This is a genomic window from Clostridia bacterium (assembly GCA_024653205.1).
Classification (GTDB): Bacteria; Bacillota; DSM-521; order Neomoorellales; family SLTJ01; genus JANLFO01.
The window spans coordinates 1-16479 of record JANLFO010000015.1 but is presented as its reverse complement, the minus strand read 5'-3'; the positions used below and the strand labels follow the sequence as shown (position 1 = coordinate 16479).

General features: G+C 62.3%; 16 protein-coding genes and 1 tRNA gene. 14 read left to right on the top strand and 3 right to left on the bottom strand.

Annotated features, from left to right (window positions below; genetic code table 11):
- The first annotated feature begins 72 nt into the window (after nucleotides 1–72).
- The 3 genes from NUV99_08340 (at nucleotide 73) to NUV99_08330 (ending at nucleotide 1776) form a co-directional block, all read left to right on the top strand.
- Complete coding sequence (locus tag NUV99_08340) at nucleotides 73–348, top strand: DUF503 domain-containing protein (protein ID MCR4420118.1); 276 nt, start codon at nucleotides 73–75, stop codon at nucleotides 346–348.
- Nucleotides 349–512: 164 nt separating this feature from the next.
- Complete coding sequence (locus NUV99_08335) at nucleotides 513–1199, top strand: hypothetical protein (protein ID MCR4420117.1); 687 nt, start codon at nucleotides 513–515, stop codon at nucleotides 1197–1199.
- Between the two features lie 25 nt (nucleotides 1200–1224).
- Nucleotides 1225–1776, top strand: coding sequence for a DUF4416 family protein (locus tag NUV99_08330; GenBank protein ID MCR4420116.1), 552 nt, complete (start codon nucleotides 1225–1227; stop codon nucleotides 1774–1776).
- Nucleotides 1777–1800: 24 nt separating this feature from the next.
- Here the strand turns inward: NUV99_08330 and NUV99_08325 are convergent, their stop codons facing one another.
- Nucleotides 1801–3219 (bottom strand): sigma 54-interacting transcriptional regulator, encoded by a 1419-nt coding sequence (locus NUV99_08325; protein ID MCR4420115.1) that lies wholly within the window; start codon nucleotides 3217–3219, stop codon nucleotides 1801–1803.
- A 505-nt stretch (nucleotides 3220–3724) separates the two neighbouring features.
- Here NUV99_08325 and NUV99_08320 point away from each other — a divergent pair.
- From NUV99_08320 to NUV99_08270, 11 genes are all read left to right on the top strand, one after another.
- Nucleotides 3725–4585 carry a 3-hydroxyacyl-CoA dehydrogenase family protein gene (locus NUV99_08320; protein MCR4420114.1) on the top strand — a complete coding sequence of 287 codons (861 nt, stop codon included), beginning with the start codon at nucleotides 3725–3727 and terminating at the stop codon, nucleotides 4583–4585.
- Nucleotides 4586–4701: 116 nt separating this feature from the next.
- Nucleotides 4702–5877: a thiolase family protein gene (locus NUV99_08315; protein ID MCR4420113.1), complete on the top strand. Its 1176-nt coding sequence runs from the start codon at nucleotides 4702–4704 to the stop codon at nucleotides 5875–5877.
- Nucleotides 5874–6353, top strand: a complete 480-nt coding sequence (locus tag NUV99_08310) for a Zn-ribbon domain-containing OB-fold protein (GenBank protein MCR4420112.1) — start codon at nucleotides 5874–5876, stop codon at nucleotides 6351–6353. Before NUV99_08315 ends, NUV99_08310 begins: the two co-directional genes overlap by 4 nt.
- Nucleotides 6354–6372: 19 nt before the next feature.
- The gene (locus NUV99_08305; protein MCR4420111.1) at nucleotides 6373–7524 is read left to right on the top strand and encodes an acyl-CoA dehydrogenase family protein; all 1152 of its coding nucleotides are present in this window, start codon (nucleotides 6373–6375) and stop codon (nucleotides 7522–7524) included.
- A gap of 90 nt (nucleotides 7525–7614) precedes the next feature.
- Nucleotides 7615–9198 (top strand): long-chain-fatty-acid--CoA ligase, encoded by a 1584-nt coding sequence (locus NUV99_08300; protein ID MCR4420110.1) that lies wholly within the window; start codon nucleotides 7615–7617, stop codon nucleotides 9196–9198.
- A gap of 254 nt (nucleotides 9199–9452) precedes the next feature.
- On the top strand, nucleotides 9453–10955 hold the full coding sequence (locus NUV99_08295; GenBank protein MCR4420109.1) for a hypothetical protein: 1503 nt from the start codon (nucleotides 9453–9455) through the stop codon (nucleotides 10953–10955).
- Nucleotides 10956–11451: 496 nt separating this feature from the next.
- Nucleotides 11452–12354 (top strand): quinolinate synthase NadA, encoded by a 903-nt coding sequence (gene nadA / locus NUV99_08290; protein ID MCR4420108.1) that lies wholly within the window; start codon nucleotides 11452–11454, stop codon nucleotides 12352–12354.
- Nucleotides 12355–13986, top strand: coding sequence for an L-aspartate oxidase (locus tag NUV99_08285; protein ID MCR4420107.1), 1632 nt, complete (start codon nucleotides 12355–12357; stop codon nucleotides 13984–13986).
- A gap of 74 nt (nucleotides 13987–14060) precedes the next feature.
- Entirely contained in the window at nucleotides 14061–14894 is an 834-nt protein-coding gene (gene nadC / locus NUV99_08280; protein ID MCR4420106.1) for a carboxylating nicotinate-nucleotide diphosphorylase, read from the top strand.
- Between the two features lie 147 nt (nucleotides 14895–15041).
- Complete coding sequence (locus NUV99_08275) at nucleotides 15042–15251, top strand: hypothetical protein (GenBank protein MCR4420105.1); 210 nt, start codon at nucleotides 15042–15044, stop codon at nucleotides 15249–15251.
- A 2-nt stretch (nucleotides 15252–15253) separates the two neighbouring features.
- On the top strand, nucleotides 15254–15706 hold the full coding sequence (locus NUV99_08270; GenBank protein MCR4420104.1) for a PIN domain-containing protein: 453 nt from the start codon (nucleotides 15254–15256) through the stop codon (nucleotides 15704–15706).
- A 150-nt stretch (nucleotides 15707–15856) separates the two neighbouring features.
- On the opposite strand, the gene NUV99_08265 is transcribed toward NUV99_08270, so the two are convergent.
- Nucleotides 15857–15935 (bottom strand) — tRNA-Pro (locus NUV99_08265).
- 123 nt (nucleotides 15936–16058) lie between these two features.
- Nucleotides 16059–16367 carry a hypothetical protein gene (locus NUV99_08260; protein ID MCR4420103.1) on the bottom strand — a complete coding sequence of 103 codons (309 nt, stop codon included), beginning with the start codon at nucleotides 16365–16367 and terminating at the stop codon, nucleotides 16059–16061.
- Between the last annotated feature and the right edge of the window lie 112 nt (nucleotides 16368–16479).

The window sequence follows — 16479 nt, the reverse complement described above, 5'->3', positions numbered from 1 at the left end:
GCGCAAAAAGGAAAACGCTTCGGGCGGGGAGAAGGTAAAGAAAAACCGGTGAGGAGGCGCGGCGGCTTGCTGGTGGGAGTATGCGTCCTGGAGCTGCGGCTCCCGCACGCGGACAGCCTTAAGGATAAGCGCCGCGTGATCAAGAGCCTGCGCGACCGGGTGCGCAACCGGTACAACGTTTCCGTGGCCGAGGTGGACCACCAGGACCACCACAAGCTGGCCACCTTGGGCCTGGCCATGGTGTGCGGCGAGGCCGAGCCCATCCAGCGGGTCTTCGACGAGATCGTCCGCACCCTGGACGGCCAGGTAGAAGTAGAGCTGCTTTCCCACCGGGTGGAGTTTTACTAGCAGCTCGGATGGCCTGGGGCCGTACGTCCCGGGGCCGGCGCTCCGGCTTCCCTTGGCGCCGACCGTGCTGCCGTTGGTCGGACGGCGGTCCCGATCCGGCGGCCGCCGGGCCGCAGCATCCCGGGAGGCGGTAGCGGGCCCAGGCGAGGAGGGAGTCGTAAGCTATGGCCGGAACCGCTGCCGAGCTGCGGGCCGAGGTTGAGGAGTGGGCGCGCGGAGAAGGGGTCGATCTTCTCGGCGTTGCCGACCTGGAAGGGCAGAGCCTGCCTTCCTGCCAGTTGCCGCCGGAACTGCTGGCCTCCTTTCCCCGCGCGGTCAGCCTGGCGGTGCGGGTTTCGCCCACGGTGCTGGCCACTCTGGCCGGCGGTCCCAATCTGCTCTATTACCATCATTACCGGCAGCTGAACTTCTGGCTGGACCGCCTGGCGCTGGAACTGGCCCGCCGGCTGGAATCCCGCGGGGGCCGGGCCCTGGCCGTACCGGCCTCCCAGGTGGTGGACTGGGAGGAACAGCGGGGCCACCTCTGCCACCGGCGGGTGGCCTACCTGGCCGGCCTGGGCTGGAGGGGCCGCAACAACCTGCTGGTCACCCCGCAGTACGGTTCGCAGGTACGTTTGGTTTCCGTGCTCACCGATCTGCCCCTGCCCCCCGACCGGCCCCTGGAGCGCGATTGCGGCCGCTGCCGGCGATGCGCCGCGGTCTGCCCGGCGGGGGCCATAAAGGGAGACGCAGCTGCCTTCGATCACCGGGCCTGCTTCGAGCAGCTCAAGACCTTCGGCCGGGAAAGGCGTATAGGGCAGTACATCTGCGGCCTGTGCGTGCGGGCCTGCGCCGGGAAAGGTAAGGGCTGAGGTTTCCGGGAGGGGGTGAAGCCGGGTGGGCCGGGTGACGGAGCCCCAACCGGTGAAGCTCTTCGTGGGCGTGCTGGCGGCAGCGGCGGAGCTCCTGCCCGCCGTGCGGGGCCGCCTGGAGGCGGAGTTCGGGCCGGTGGACCTGCCCTCGCCCCTTTGGGATTTTGCCTTTACCCGCTACTACGAGGCGGAAATGGGGCCCACCCTGAAGCGGCAGTTTTGGGGATTCGAGTTCCTGGTGGAGCCGGGCCGGCTTCCGGAGATCAAGCATTTCACCAACGCGGTGGAGGACGAATTTGCGCTCGAGGGCCGGCGGCGGGTCAACCTGGACCCGGGTTACCTGACTTCGGCCAGGCTGGTACTGGCTACCACCAAGGACTTTTCCCACCGGGTGTACCTCGGCAGGGGCATTTACGGCGAAGTCACCCTGATGTACCGGCGGGGGCAGTTCGTGAGTCTTCCCTGGACCTACCCGGATTACCGCACCCCGGAATACCACCGCTTCTTTGCCGAGCTGCGGGCCCTGTACCGCAGCCAGCTTGAGGCCTGCGGGGCCAAGGGAACCCGTAAGCGGTAAAGGCATCGCCCACAGGCCGGGGCCTTAGCCGAGTTGATATTTGCGCAGTTTTTCGTAAAAAGACCGGCGGCTTATTCCTAGCAATTGAATAGCTTTGGACCGGTTGTTTCCGGTCCTTTTGAGCGCCGCACTTATGGCTTCCTTTTCGAGGTTTTCAATCAGTGCCTTTAGGTTGTCAATGGAGGAGGAGACTTGCGGAGCCGGGTTTCTGGCCGAGCAGTAGCCCCTAAGGTATTCGGGAAGGTGTTCAGGAAGAATTACCGAACCCCGGCACATTACCACCGAATGCTCTATTACGTTGGCCAGCTCTCTGACGTTCCCCGGCCAGCTGTGTCTTTCAAGGGCTTGGAAGATAGCAGGAGAGAAACTAATCTGTTTTCCGTAGGCACGACAAAACCGATTGAGGAAGTGGGTTGCCAGAAGGGGTATATCCCCTTGTCTTTCCCGCAGAGCGGGCACAAAGATCGGTACCACGTTTAGCCGGTAGTAGAGATCCGCCCGGAACTGTCGCTGCTGGACCATTATTTCAAGGTGCTTGTTGGTGGCGGCGATTAGCCTGATGTTCACCTTTCTTGACCTGGTTCCTCCTATTCTCTCAATTCGCCTCGATTCGATGGCTTGCAGCAACTTGGCCTGCATGTTCAGGGAGATGTCTCCTATTTCGTCCAGAAACAAGGTTCCGCCATCGGCCTTTTCAAACTTGCCCGGTTTTCCCTTTGGATTGGCCCCGGTAAACGCACCGCGTTCGTAGCCGAACAGCTCCGATTCCAACAGGGACTCCGGAATGGCTGCGCAATTCAGCTCGACAAAGGGGCCCGGCTTCCTGAAACTCGATTCGTGGATGGCTTCGGCCATTAGGGTCTTGCCTGTCCCGGTCTCCCCCCGTAATAGGATGTTGCAGTCCACCAGGGCGGCTAACGCTGCCATCTGCAGAGCCCGCACAAAAGCGGGGTCATTGCCAATGATCTTGGCAAAGGGAGAGGGTAGGGCCTCACGGGTTGGAGGAATGTTTTGTTTCTTTGCCTTGGTGGCGTTGACATAAGAAGCCAGTCGCTGAGACAAATGATAGATGGGGGAAGAAGTGCCGATGCCGACTGCACCAATTATTTTGCCACCCGGATCTTTTATGGGTAGGCAGTTTGCCAGGATGCGATAGCCGAAGGTTTCATCGTAGTCATCGCTCTCAAGAATGGGTATTCCTGTTTGAAGTACTTGCACCAATTTATCATTGGGAAACTGCATGGCCACGTTGCGTCCCAGCACCCGGGCGGCCTTGACCCCTACAATGCGTTCGTATGCCTTGTTAACATAAATTATCTTGCCTTGGGCATCCACCACGATAACGGCATCATCGATCGCCTCCAGAAGCCCCAAAATGTTATTCGCGTTGCTTTGAAGCAGTGCTACCGCACGTGTGGCCTCACCGTTCGACCTGGATTCCACCGTTCACCCCTCCCGGTAGTCTCTTGTGGCCGTAGACAAGGCCAACCCCCCATATCGCTGCTGAAGCAACTACCGTGCCAGGCCGGGCCGCTTGCCGTGCGGGCTTCCCGGTGATCGCACGGTGCCGCCCCCATGGAGGAAAATTGTATACTATATAGACCTGTAGCCTCGAGCCGTCTGGTTCGCGAGATCGTACTAGTTGCCGGTCTATAGAAAAGATACAATACCGGCAATAAAGGTTCAAGTGAATTAGTTCTGATCCACTCGAAACGGCTCACATAACATGACCTCCTTGGGAAGGCTCCACGAGCCGTCCGTCCTCAGAACCGGTAGGTGCTCCGCCGGGACCCACCTGGCCTCTCTCAACAGGGAAGCGGCCGCTCCCCGTTCTGGCACGGTAGTTGCAATATTTTTCAAGGTAAGTGAACGCGAAGAAAAAGGCGAGGACCCGATTATCGAGCCCGGTAAGTGGCGGTCAAAAACACAGGCCGTGGAGGAGATGGGGATGGAAATCGGAGTTATCGGCATAGTAGGCGCGGGGGCGATGGGCAGGGGTATCGCCCAACTGGCGAGCCAATCGGGGCTGGAGGTGATCCTGAGTGATGTCAATCTGGATATTGCGGACCGGGCCGTGGAGGAGATAGGCCGCCAGCTGTCGCGACTGGTCGAGAAGGGGAAGATTCCCGGCACCGACCGGGAAGCCATTTTGGGCCGCATCCGGACGGCGGCAGGAGTGGCTGGCGTGGGTCCGGCAGACTTTGTCATTGAGGCCGTCTTTGAGGATGAGAGCCTGAAGCAAGAAGTATTTCGCGAATTGGATGCAACCTGCAGGACGGGCGTAATTCTGGCCTCCAACACTTCCGGAGTGTCTATTACCTCCCTGGCCGCGGCCACCAGGCGCCCGCAACAGGTGGTCGGCATGCACTTCTTCAACCCGGCGCCGGTAATGCGTCTGGTAGAGGTAATCAGGGGTTACCATACTGGCGACGAAACGGTGCAAAGCGTTATGGAGCTGGCGCGGCGCCTGGGCAAGACACCCATACTGGTGAATAAAGATTCACCCGGCTTTGTCGTGAACCGTCTCATGCTGGCGCAGTATGTTGAGGCCATCCGGCTGGTAGAGGAAGGCGTGGCCTCCTTCGAGGATGTCGACCGGGCGGCGAAGCTCGGGCTCAACCATCCTATGGGTCCGTTTGAACTGCATGACTTTACGGGCCTGGATATAGGCTATCACAATCTCCGGTACCTGGCCCAGGAGTTTCAAGAGTCCCGATGGAACCCGCCTCTGAGTCTGAGGCTGCTAATAAAGGCGGGTCGGCTGGGGCGGAAAACCGGAGCCGGGTGGTACGATTACGAATCGAGCTGATACGCTGGCGGGTAGGGGGCGCCGGGCCGACGGCCGGGCAGCGGGGAAGGCGCGGTAGCCCGCCGGCCCGGCGCTAATTGAGGATATTCGGGGATTCAGAGGAGGGACACTCACCGATGGAACGGAACGTCTGCCTGATCGCAGGAGGCATGTCCCAGTGGGGGGTGCGTGAAGCTTCCCAGAGAGACCTTTTCCAGGAAGCGGCCAAAGCCTGCTTCGAGGATAACCCGGCGGTGAGGCCCACCGATGTCGACGGGCTGATCGTGGCCAGTGCCTTCACCGAGCGCTGCTCCTTTCAGACGCACCTTGCTCCTCTAGTAGCGGAGCAGCTGGGCATTAGACCCAGGAGCGTATGCGCGCGGGTGGAGCTACTGTGCGCCAGCGGCAGCTCGGCACTAATCATGGCCTACGGGCTGATCAAGAGCGGGGCAGCGGACGTGGTCATGGTGGCCGGGGGAGAGAAGCTCTACATGCCCCAGCGGTGGGAGGTATTCTACAGCGAGCTGGGCACTGCCGACCGGGAGTGGGACGGTGCCCAGGGGCTGGGCTTGCCGCCGCCGATCTTTGCCATGGTGGCCAAACAGCATATGAAGCTTTACGGCACTACGGAGGAGCAAATGGCTCTGGTAGCGGTCAAGAACCGGCGAAACGGCGTGAACAATCCCAGGGGGCAGTTCCGGCAACCGATTGACCTTGAAACGGCCCTCAACGCCCGTCCTATAGTGTCTCCTCTCAAGCTGTACGATTGCTGTCCGGTTACCGATGGAGCGGCAGCGGTAATTCTGGCTTGTGAGGAGAAGGCGAGGGACTTAACCGACCGACCTCTGGTGTACGTCCGGGGTACCGGGCAGGCCACCCTGCATAACATGTCCGCCAACCAGCCCAATTGGACTACGTGGGAAGCGCTAAGGATTGCCGCCCAAATGGCGTACAAGCGAGCCGGAGTAAAGCCTGCCGATATAGACGTGGCTCAAACCCACGACTGCTTTACCATTTCGGAAATAATCGAGTACGAGGATCTGGGCTTTTGCGAGAAGGGCGAGGGTGGGTGGTTCGTTCAGGAAGGCAAATCGGACTTTGGTGGGCAAGTGGCAGTCAACACTGACGGGGGCCTGCTCAGCTGTGGGCACCCGTTCGGCGGCACGGGTTTGCGTCAAGCTATTGAGATCATGAAGCAATTGCAGGGAAGAGCGGCGCGTCAGGTAGAGGGGGCGCGGTTCGGACTCACGCATAACCTGAGCGGCCCGGCGGCTGCTCATACGGTCATTATCTACGGGAGGGATAAGAGTTGACCGCCTTACCGATACTGGAGGGTAGGTATGCCGCCAGCATGGACTTCTATCCCCAGCAGTCCAAGGAGTTTACCCGCATCTGGCCGTTCTACGAGCACCTGAAACAGGGCCGGTTCACCACCACCAGGTGCCGAGCTTGCGGCCGCCGCAGTTTTCCGCCCCGGGCGATTTGCTCGAATTGTTACTCTGAAGACATGGAATGGGTAGACCTTCCCACGCGGGGAAAAGTTCTGGTCTTGACCGAGGAAGTCCAGGGCGTGCCCCTGGGGTTTGAAGCGCCGCTGATACACGCGCTGGTGGATTTGCAGGGAGAGATGACCATGTTCGTGCGGCTGGTTAACTGCCAACCCGGTGAGGTTAGGGAGGGCGATGAGGTGAGGTTGGTAGTGTTTCCGATCCCGGAAGTTCCTCAGGAAACGCGCAGTGGCGTAATAAAGCAGGAGCGGGTCTATTACGCTTTTGAGCCCGTGCGTTAGCCCATAGGAGGCGGTGGTTGTGGACTTCCGTCTGGACGAGGATCAGGAGAGTATCCGCCGCACCGTGAGAAGAATAATGGCCGAAAAGGTGGCCCCCCGGGCCCAAGCGATTGACGAGGCAGAGGAGTTCCCCTGGGACGTAAAGCAGATAATGGCCGAAAACGGTATCCTGGCTTTGGCAGTACCCGAGGAGTACGGGGGCATTGACGGCCGCCTTACCACCTATTGCGCGGCAATGGAAGAAGTAGCACGGGTCTGCGGATCGAGCTCAATGATTTTCGGGTGCTTCTCGCTGGGCTCCATTCCAATCATAGTAGCCGGCAACGAGGACCAGAAGCGGAAATACTTGCCGCCCATAGCCGAAGGCAAGGTATTCCCGACCTTTGCCCTCACCGAGCCGAATGCGGGTTCTGACGTTGGGGCGATACAGACCAGGGCCGTACCCCACGGCGATGAGTATGTGATCACGGGGACCAAGACCTTTATCACCAACGCTCCGGTAGCCGATCTGTTTACGATATTTGCAAAGGTTCCCACCAGCGCCGGCGACAGGATCTCGGCCTTTCTGGTGGAGAAGGGCGCTCCCGGGCTTGGCACCGGAAAGGTTGAAAAGAAGATGGGACTGCGCGGGTCTCCTACAGGCGAGGTCATACTGGATGGCGTCCGGGTGGGCAAGGAGATGTTGCTCGGAGAAGTGGGTGACGGGTTTAGGATAGCCATGAAATGCCTGGACAAGGGGAGAATCACGGTAGCCTTCCAGGCTATTGGGCTGGCCCAGGGAGCGCTGGAGGCGGCCACCGACTATGCTTGCACCAGAGTTCAGTTCGGTGTGCCCATTATCAGGCACCAGGGAATCCAGTTCATGCTGGCGGACATGGAAACCAAGGTGCAGACCGCCCGCTGGCTGGGGTATTTGGCGGCATGGAAGTACGATTGCCGGGACCCTGACACAAGCAAGTTCTCTGCTATGGCCAAACTGTGGGCTACGGACATGGTCATGGACGTTACGCGGGATGCGGTGCAGGTGTTCGGCGGGTACGGGTACTGCCGCGAATACCCGGTGGAGCGTATGATGCGCGATGCCAAAGTATTTGCGATCTTTGAGGGAACCAATCAAATACAGCGCATCGTGGTTGCTCGGGCTCTGGAGGCCGGCAGATCGGCCGTCTGAGGGGTGGCTTCCGGCCGTCACGCCCGGCCTCCCCCGCCGGGAGGGAGACTTGCTACCGTGCTCATGATAGGTCGGGAAGGGGGGCGAAGAATGCAAAGCTGGTGTCCGGAATTGTGGAGGAGAAACGCGGAATTCTATGGGAGTAAGGTCGCGGTCATAGACGGAGATAAGCGTCTAACGTGGGCCGAGATTAATGAGCGGGTTAACAGGTTGTACTGGGTGCTTCGAAATCGAGGGGTGGCGAAAGGAGACAGGGTAGCTGTCCTGGCTCCGAATTGCGCGGAGTTCCTTGAGTGCAGGGGAGCATGCGAAAAGGGCGGATACGTGGGTGTACCGATAAGCTGGAGAGCTCCTGCCGAAACCATCAAGTACATTGTCAACCATAGCGAAGCCGGCGTACTGGTAGTGCACCAGAAGTTCTGCGACTTGGTGACAGGTATCAGGAGTGAATTGCCCAGCGTCAAACACGTTTTGACCTTAGGTGAGCCCCAAGACGTATCCGTGGGGGAACCGTATGAGGAGGCCTTGTCAGAGGCCAGCCCCGAGGAACCGGATGCTTTGCCTGAAGATGACGACCTTGTTTACCTGATCTACTCCAGCGGAACTACGGGGCTGCCCAAGGGAATCATGTATCACCATCGCATGCAGCTGGAGTCTTCGAAGCTTCACATAATGGACCTGGGCCTAAGAAGTACGGACGTCACTTATAGCGTTCTGCCGTGGTTCCATTCCGGCGGCCATGCCATTTCTTCGGCCACATGCTATGTGGGGGCCACGCAGATCGCGGTAGAGCGGTTTGAGGTGGAGCAGTTCCTGCGGGTGGCAGCCCGAGAGCGGGTCACCCTCGCCCACGTGGTGCCAACCATGATTGCCATGATCCTGGAGCATCCGGCGCTCGATCGTTTCGACCTAAGCAGCCTGCGAACCTTCAGCTACGTGGGAGCTTCCATGCCTCTGGGATTACTGCAAAAGGCGATGCAAAAATTTGGCAGGGATCGATTCATCCAAATGTACGGCCTGACCGAGAACGGCCCCATCGTCTCCTGCCTTTCTCGGGAGGACCACATACGCGCCGTAACGGATGGGGCAACCGAGGCAGAAAGGAGACGGCTTGGTTCGATCGGAGTTCCGGACTGTACCGTACGTGTAAGGATTGTTGATGAGTACGGCAACCTTCTGCCCCCAGGGGAGGCAGGAGAGATTGCCGTCCGGTCGGAGAACACGATGAAGGGTTACTGGAAGCAGCCGGAATTGACCCAACAGAAGCTGAGGGACGGATGGCTGCTCACCGGAGACGTTGGCAAGTTGGACGAGGATGGGTATTTATACTTGCTTGATCGGAAGGACGACATGATCGTAACCGGGGGCGAGAACGTTTACCCCTCGCACGTTGAACAAGTCCTGTGCCTGCATCCGGCAGTAAAGGAAGCGGCCGTGGTTGGCGTTCCCGACGAGAAATGGGGAGAAAGGGTGGTAGCAGCCGTTGCCCTCTGGCCCGGGGGTACGGCCACCGAGGAGGAACTCATTGAGTTTTGCAAGGGTAAACTCGCGGGCTACGAAAGGCCGAAGTCCATCGTGATCCTGCCTGAATTGCCGAAGTCGGGGAGTGGAAAGATCATGCGCAAGGATGTAAGGAACCACCTGCGGCAGGTGCTTGCAGGCAGTGTGGGGTAGGGCCGGGCTGAGGCCCGGACAGCCGGCTACTCGAGGAGGCGCGGTCTCCGGTTGAGGGTGACGGTTTGGCAAAACTAGGCCGCGTTCGGAAAGGGCTTATCCTTAGAAAGGGGGGGTACTTTTGCCGCCGACGGCTCTCTATTGGACCGTTTATGCCGGCGCCTGGATATTCATAATACTCTTTACGGCCCTAAAGAAAGACTTGTAAGGCATAAGATGTTGGCCTTTGAGGAGGAACAAAGGAGGAACCGGAAATGGATCTGTCTGGTTGGCTGCTGCTTACGGCGGCCGTATATGTGGTGATCTTTGTCTGCCTTACCGTCTACGGCAGAAGGCGTATAGCGGGGCGGCTGGTAGGCTTCTCTCTGGCGGGTCGGGAGATGGGCCCGGTTACCACGGCACTGGCCATGTGTGCCGTCTACACCAGTGCCTCTACTTTCATGGGAATGGGCGGATGGGCCTATGCCGGAGGCCTGGCGGGCGTCTGGCCGGCCATGAGCCAGCTGTGGGCGATGGTGATAGTGCTCGCGCTGTTCATGACGGTAATGAAGCGGTCCGGTGACCGCCTGGGCTCCATGAGTCTGCCCGACTACCTTGGAGATAGGTATAACAGCGATTTGTTGAGGTTGGTCATGGCCGCGCTGACATTGCTGAACGTGTACTACCTGGCGGGGCAGTTTGTCGGGGGAGCCACTTTGCTCAAGACCTACTTTGGCTTGCCTTACGTTACCGGTGTATGCGTCATGGCAGTAGCAACGCTGGTCTATGTACTGATCGGCGGTGCCTATACGGAGGTCATGACCAATGCCTTTAACGGCTTTGTTATGTTCGTAGTGGCCGTACTGCTCTTCTTTGGCGGGCTGTGGCTGGTGGGCGGCTTCGAGGGCTTGGTGTCCCGCCTGGCGTCTGTGGACCCTGCCTTGTTGCAGGAGCCGGTTAATCCTCGTTCGGTGGTGCCAACCTGGGGGGCCTGGATGGGGCTATTCGTGATTCACTGGACGCTGTTTATCAGCCCGCATATTGCCAACAAGTTTTGGGCAGTAAGGAGCGGGGGCTCGCTAAAGCCCTTCATCATCGTCGCCACGCTCGTGCTAGGTGCTTACGTGCTGGTATCCTGGGTAGGGCTCTTCGCCCGGGCAATGATTCCCGAGCCTGTCACCCCGGATGCAGCCGTGCCAACCTTCGTAAATAGGTTCCTGCCGGTTTGGGCGGCGGCCCTAGTCGGCATAGGCATCTTGGCGGCCATTATATCGACCGCGGCCGGACTTTATATCGTTATTGGTACAGCCGTGGGAAACGAATTCTTTAGAAAGACCTTTGTTAGGAGGAACTGGTTCGGCCTCGCGGGGTTGGAGAATGCTGCCGTGGAAGCGCGTTCGATACTGATAGCCCGGATCACTATGGCCGCAGCCGCACTGGTCGCAGTTGCCATTTCGTGGCATCCACCCCAGTTTCTATCAAGTCTGATGCTGATCGGGTTAAGCACCATCGGAGTAGGCGTGGTGGGACCGGTGGGCATCGGCGCCTGGTGGCGGCGGGCCACCCCGTCGGGAGCCATCGCGTCCCTGGTGGCGGGAGCGGGGACGCAGCTTTTGCTTTGGCCGATACTTAAGTTCTACACCAGTCCCTTCGCCCCGGGGGTGATTGCCGCCGCTGTTGGTGCCCTGACCATGATAGTGGTAAGTCTGGCGACGCAGCCCTTGTCGGAAGAGCATTTGGAGAAGGTGCTGGGCTCGGGAAGGACTGTGGAAGCCTAAGCTCTTCTTTGGGCACAGCGGAGCTGATGCCCATTGGCACGATTGAGTAGGTGACGGGGCGGGTGAAGCGCCATCCCGGGCGCCATCCTTTTTGTGCTTGGGCGGCGGGCCTGGGTTATCCCCACTTTCGGGTTGGCTGGCGGTACCGGGTGCTCTCCTGAGTACATTGGCACCTCGCCGGGCGCCGAACCTGGCGAGGGCGAGCGTGAAGGCGGGCCGAAGGCCACGGACGGCCGAAGCGGCGGGGCGCCACGGACGGCGCCTCCGCCGGCAGCCTGCCGGAGCGCGAAGCCCGAGCCCCAGTTCGGTCGGCGAGGTGACAGTACGAACGGGGAGAACCCGGTACCGCCTAAGGGAAACCGGGGATAACTCAGGCGGCGAGCGGGTTGACCGCCGGGCCGGGCAGTTTTATAATGGGTCTACCTGACAAGACAGCTGACAAGACAGTAAGCCAACCGGGCGGTCGGTTGAGACCTTGAGGCGGGAGGGGGGAGAAGTGAAAGACCTGTCGGGGGAAATACGGGCGCTGAAGCAGGAGCGCGGGGCGGTAATACTGGCCCACAACTACCAGCAGCCCGCAGTCCAGGAGCTGGCCGACTACGTCGGCGATTCCCTGGCCTTGGCCCGTTACGCCGCCCGTGCGGGGGCGCCGGTGATCGTGCTGGCGGGAGTGCGCTTCATGGCCGAGTCCGCCGCCATTCTGGCCCCGGAGAAGACCGTGCTCCTCCCCGACCCGGAAGCGGGTTGCCCCCTGGCCGACGCCGTGGATGCGGTTTCCCTGCGCCGGGCCCGCGACGCGCATCCCGGGGCGGCGGTGGTGTGCTACGTCAACTCTTCGGCAGAGGTCAAGGCCGAAAGCGACGTTTGCTGCACCTCCGGCAACGCGGTGCGGGTGGTGGGCTCCCTTCCCGAACGGCGGGTCCTGTTCGTGCCCGACCGCAACCTGGCCGGGTATGTGGCCCGGTTCACGGACAAGGAAATCGTGGCCTGGGAGGGCAGCTGCCCCGTGCACGCCCGCGTCCGCCGGGAAGAGGTGGAGCAGGCGCGGCGCCGGTACCCGGGAGCCCTGGTCATGGTCCACCCCGAGTGTCCCCCGGAGGTGACCGCAGCCGCCGATTTCGTCGGCAGTACCGAAGCCATGCTCCGGTTTGCCCGTAAGGCGGAGGCGGCCGACTTCGTGGTGGGTACGGAGGCGGGCCTCCTGCACCGCCTGGAGCGGGAAAACCCCGGCAAAACCTTTCATCTCCTTTCCCCCACTCTGGTCTGCCCGGATATGAAGCGCACCACCCCGGAGAAGATTGCCCGCTGCCTCCGTCAACTGGCTCCCCGGGTGCGGGTCCCCGAGGCGGTGGGGCGGCGGGCCCGGCAGGCCCTGGAGCGGATGCTGGAGCTGGGCTGAATGCAAGAGGTGCCCCGTTACCTGGTCAACTTTCATCTGCGCGACCTGCCCTGCTACCGGACCGAAGTGTTGATCCTGGGCAGCGGCATCGCCGGCCTCTACCTGGCGCTTAAGCTTTCCCGCCGGTACCGGGTGATGCTCGTCACCAAGGACGAGCCGGGCGAGGGGGCTACCTTCCTGGCCCAGGGGGGCATTGCCGCGGCCCTGGGGGAAGGGGATTCGCCGGAGCTGCACCTGGCAGACACCCTGGCCGCCGGCGCGGGGCTGAGCGATCCGGAGGCGGCCCGGGTGCTGGTGCGGGAGGCTCCGGCGCGGGTAGGAGAACTGTTGGCCTGGGGCGTCCCCTTCGACCGCGAGGGGAGCGGTCTGGCCCTGGGCCGGGAAGGCGCCCACAGCCGGAGGCGGATCCTGCACGCCGGGGGCGACGCCACCGGTGCGGCCGTCTGGCGCACCCTGATGGCCAGAGCCGGGGAGGAGCCGCGGATAAGCATGTGGCCGCGGGCCACGGCGTTAGACCTTCTGACCGACGGGGACCGCTGCGGCGGAGCCCTGGTGCTCCCCGAAGGCGGCCCGCCGACGGCGGTGCTGGCCGGGGCCACGGTACTGGCCACCGGCGGGGCCGGCAGGATATATCCCCTCACCACCAACCCGCCGGTAGCCACCGGCGACGGGGTGGCCATGGCCTACCGGGCCGGAGCGGAATTGACGGACTTGGAGTTTTACCAGTTCCACCCCACGGTGCTGGTGCATCCCGGGGCGCGGGGCTTTCTGGTCTCGGAGGCGGTGCGGGGAGAGGGGGCGGTCCTGCGTAACCCATCCGGGGAGAGGTTCATGTGCGGTTACCATCCTCTGGCGGAACTCGCGCCCCGCGACGTGGTAACCCGCGCCGCCATCCGAGAGATGCAACGCCGGGGGAGCGATCGCGTATATCTGGACCTGACCGGGCTGGCGCCGGAACTGGTGGAGCGGCGTTTTCCCACCGCAGCCGCTACCTGCCGCCGCCTGGGCCTGGACCCCCGGCGGGACTGGCTGCCGGTGGCCCCGGCGGCGCACTATTTCATGGGCGGGGTGCGCACCGATCTGGCGGGGCGGACCAGCCTGGAGGGACTTTATGCCTGCGGAGAGGCGGCCTGTACCGGAGTGCACGGCGCCAACCGGCTGGCGAGCAATTCTCTCCTGGAGGCTCTGGTGTTCGGCGGGCGGCTGGCGGACGAGCTGCTGAACCGGTTCGCCTTGATTTCGCCCCAGTTCGACCTTGCCTGCGATGAACTGGATGCTTCCGGGGAGGCTGCGCAAGGGCCGGCACCGATAAGAGAAATCGTCGGCGGGTGCCTGGGACCGGTGCGGAGCGAGGAGGGACTGGCCCAGGGGCGCGAGGCCCTGGATAGGCTCTGGCCGTGTCTTTACCGGGCGGCGCATGACCGGGCGCAGGTGGAGACGCGCAATTTGCTGCTCTTGGCCGGCCTGATGCTGGAGGCGGCCTCCTGGCGGCGGGAAAGCCGCGGCGCCCACTACCGGACCGATTACCCGCAAGCGGACCCCGCCTACCGCAAACGGCTGGTATTGCGCTGCCGGCAGGGCATACCTGAGGTCGGGGAAGCACGGGCAGAAAACGGCTCCGAGCCCGTCTGAGTTATTCCTGCTGCCGGCTCCAGACCAAGAACGCGCCGTCCGCAAGTGCCCCGAGGCGTTTGGGAGGTGGGCCGATGCTGAACCTGCTGGCAGTGAGGGAGACGGTCCGGAGGGCGCTGGAAGAGGATCTGGGTAGCGGCGATCTCACCACCTCGCTGCTGTTTACCCCCGCGGATAGAGGTGAGGGGGAGATCCTGGCCCGCGAGGAGGGAGTGGTGGCCGGTCTGCCGGTGGCCGAGTCGGCCTTCCGGCTGCTTTCGCCGGACTGCAGGCTTGAGCCGCGGGTGGAAGAGGGGGAGCGGGTGTTGGCCGGTGCGGTAGTGGCCCGGGTGGAGGGCCCCCTGCCGGCCGTGTTGGGCGCGGAGCGGGTGGCCCTGAACTTCCTGGGGCGCCTGTCGGGCATCGCCACCCTTACCTCGCGCTACGTGGAGCGGGTACGGGGCTATAAGGCCAGGATCTGCGACACCCGCAAGACCCTGCCCGGGATGCGGCTGCTGGACAAGTACGCCGTGGCCGTGGGCGGGGGAACCAATCACCGCTTCACCCTGGGAGAGGCGGTACTGCTCAAGGACAACCACCTCAAGGCGGCGGGGGGGATCGCCCAAGCGGTGGCCCGGGTGAGGCGGTCGCTTCCGGTCACGGCGAAAATAGAGGTAGAGGTGGAGAACCTAGCCGAGGTTGAGGAGGCCCTGGCCGCCGGCGTGGACCTTATCATGCTGGACAACTTTGCCCTGCCCGACTTGCGGCGGGCGGTGCACCGGATAGCCGGCCGGGCCCTGATCGAGGCCTCGGGAGGCATCAATCTGGAAACGGTGGCCGAGGTGGCGGCCGCCGGCGTGGACTACATCTCCGTCGGAGCCCTGACCCACAGCGTCCGCTCCCTGGACCTCAGCCTGGAACTGCTCTGACGACTTGCCCGACCACCGAAAGCGACGGATGGAACCCCTGACCCGTCTCGGTACTCCCCCGCCAATAGGGAAGAGCCATTTTCACTATTGACTATATCTAGCTTATAGCTATAATTACCTCAGGAGGAGAAGGAGGGGGCAATCCGGGTGCAGCTAAACCTGTATATTCCCAAGGAGAAAGCACAGCTCCTTCGGGCGCTCGAGGCGGCGGCGCGCGCCTGGGGAAGGCCGAAGAACGAGATCGTGCTCGAAGCCCTGGAAAGGTATCTTGCCGGAACGGCGCCCGAGCCGGGGATTTACAGCCTGGGCGAGGTGAAGCCTTTCCGCCGGTACCAACTGTACCGGGAGAGGCTCTAGCCTTGATACTTCTGGATACCAATATCCTGGTGTACGCCGTTAACCGCGACGCCCCCCGGCACGGGCTCTGCCGCGCCTTGATAGCGGCCGCCCGGCGCAAGGAGTTGGAAGCGGCGGTGGTGCCCCAGGTGCTTCTGGAGTTTTTCGCTGTCGTGACCGACCGCCGGCGCGTCCGGAGGCCCCTGGATCCGATCACCGCCTGGCAGGAGGTAGAAGTGCTGCGGGCCGGTCTCCGGGTGGTGGACCCCGGCCCGGCCGCGCTTGACCGTTTGGCGGCGCTTCTGACTCAAGGGAAAGTCGCCGGAGCGGAAGTGTTTGACGCCTGGCTGGCCGCCCAGGCTCTGGCCGCCGGGATAAGCACCATATGCACGTGCAACGCGGCCGACTTTGCCGGCATTCCCGGTTTGGTGGTGCGCGAGCCCGAGGAACTGGCGATAGACCCGGGCGCGGACTGAGCCCCCTTATGTCTCAACGGTCTGCGGGTTCAACTGCCGTGGTCTTGCTGCCCGTTGCAGGTACCGCGGCCGTGTGGAGCCCGCTGGAGCCCAGAATACAAATGGTCCCCCGCGACTCTGCCCGGGGGACCCTGGCTTTCCTTCTTTTCCTGGTCGGGGCGGGGGGACTTGAACCCCCGGACCTCACGGTCCCGAACCGTGCGCTCTAGCCATCCTGAGCTACGCCCCGAACTTCGTATGCTTATTATAAACCCCGTCCGGCAGGGCGTCAATAACCGCGTCGGCCGACGCGGCCCCAGTTGACTCTGTCGGCAGCCCTAGTTCCCCCGGGTAACGATCGGGTTCTCCGTCATCACTTGAGCAACTGCGCCAGGGCCAGGGCCACACTGGCGACCGCTATCACGGTGCCGATGATCCAGCGGGCGGTAGAGTGAAGCTCGTGGTGCAGGGCGTTTACTTTTTCTTCAATCTTGGCCTCAAGTCTGGCTTCCACATTGCTTACTCTTGTGTCCAATTTGTCTATCTTCGCTTCCAGCTTGGTTTCTATCGCGTCCAGACGGTGAAGCAGGTACTGGATAAGTGGGTCGAAACCGCGGTAGGATACCGGGCTTTCTTGCCCGGCGGCAATCTGGCGTTTTAATTCCTCTTCCGGCACGGCCACGGGGCTTCCCTCCAAAGACCATCGTACCACAGGAGGAGACGGCGGGCAACGGCTTACCGGCCTGACGTATCCCCACTTTCGAGTTAACTTGAGTTGACTGGCGGTACCGGGT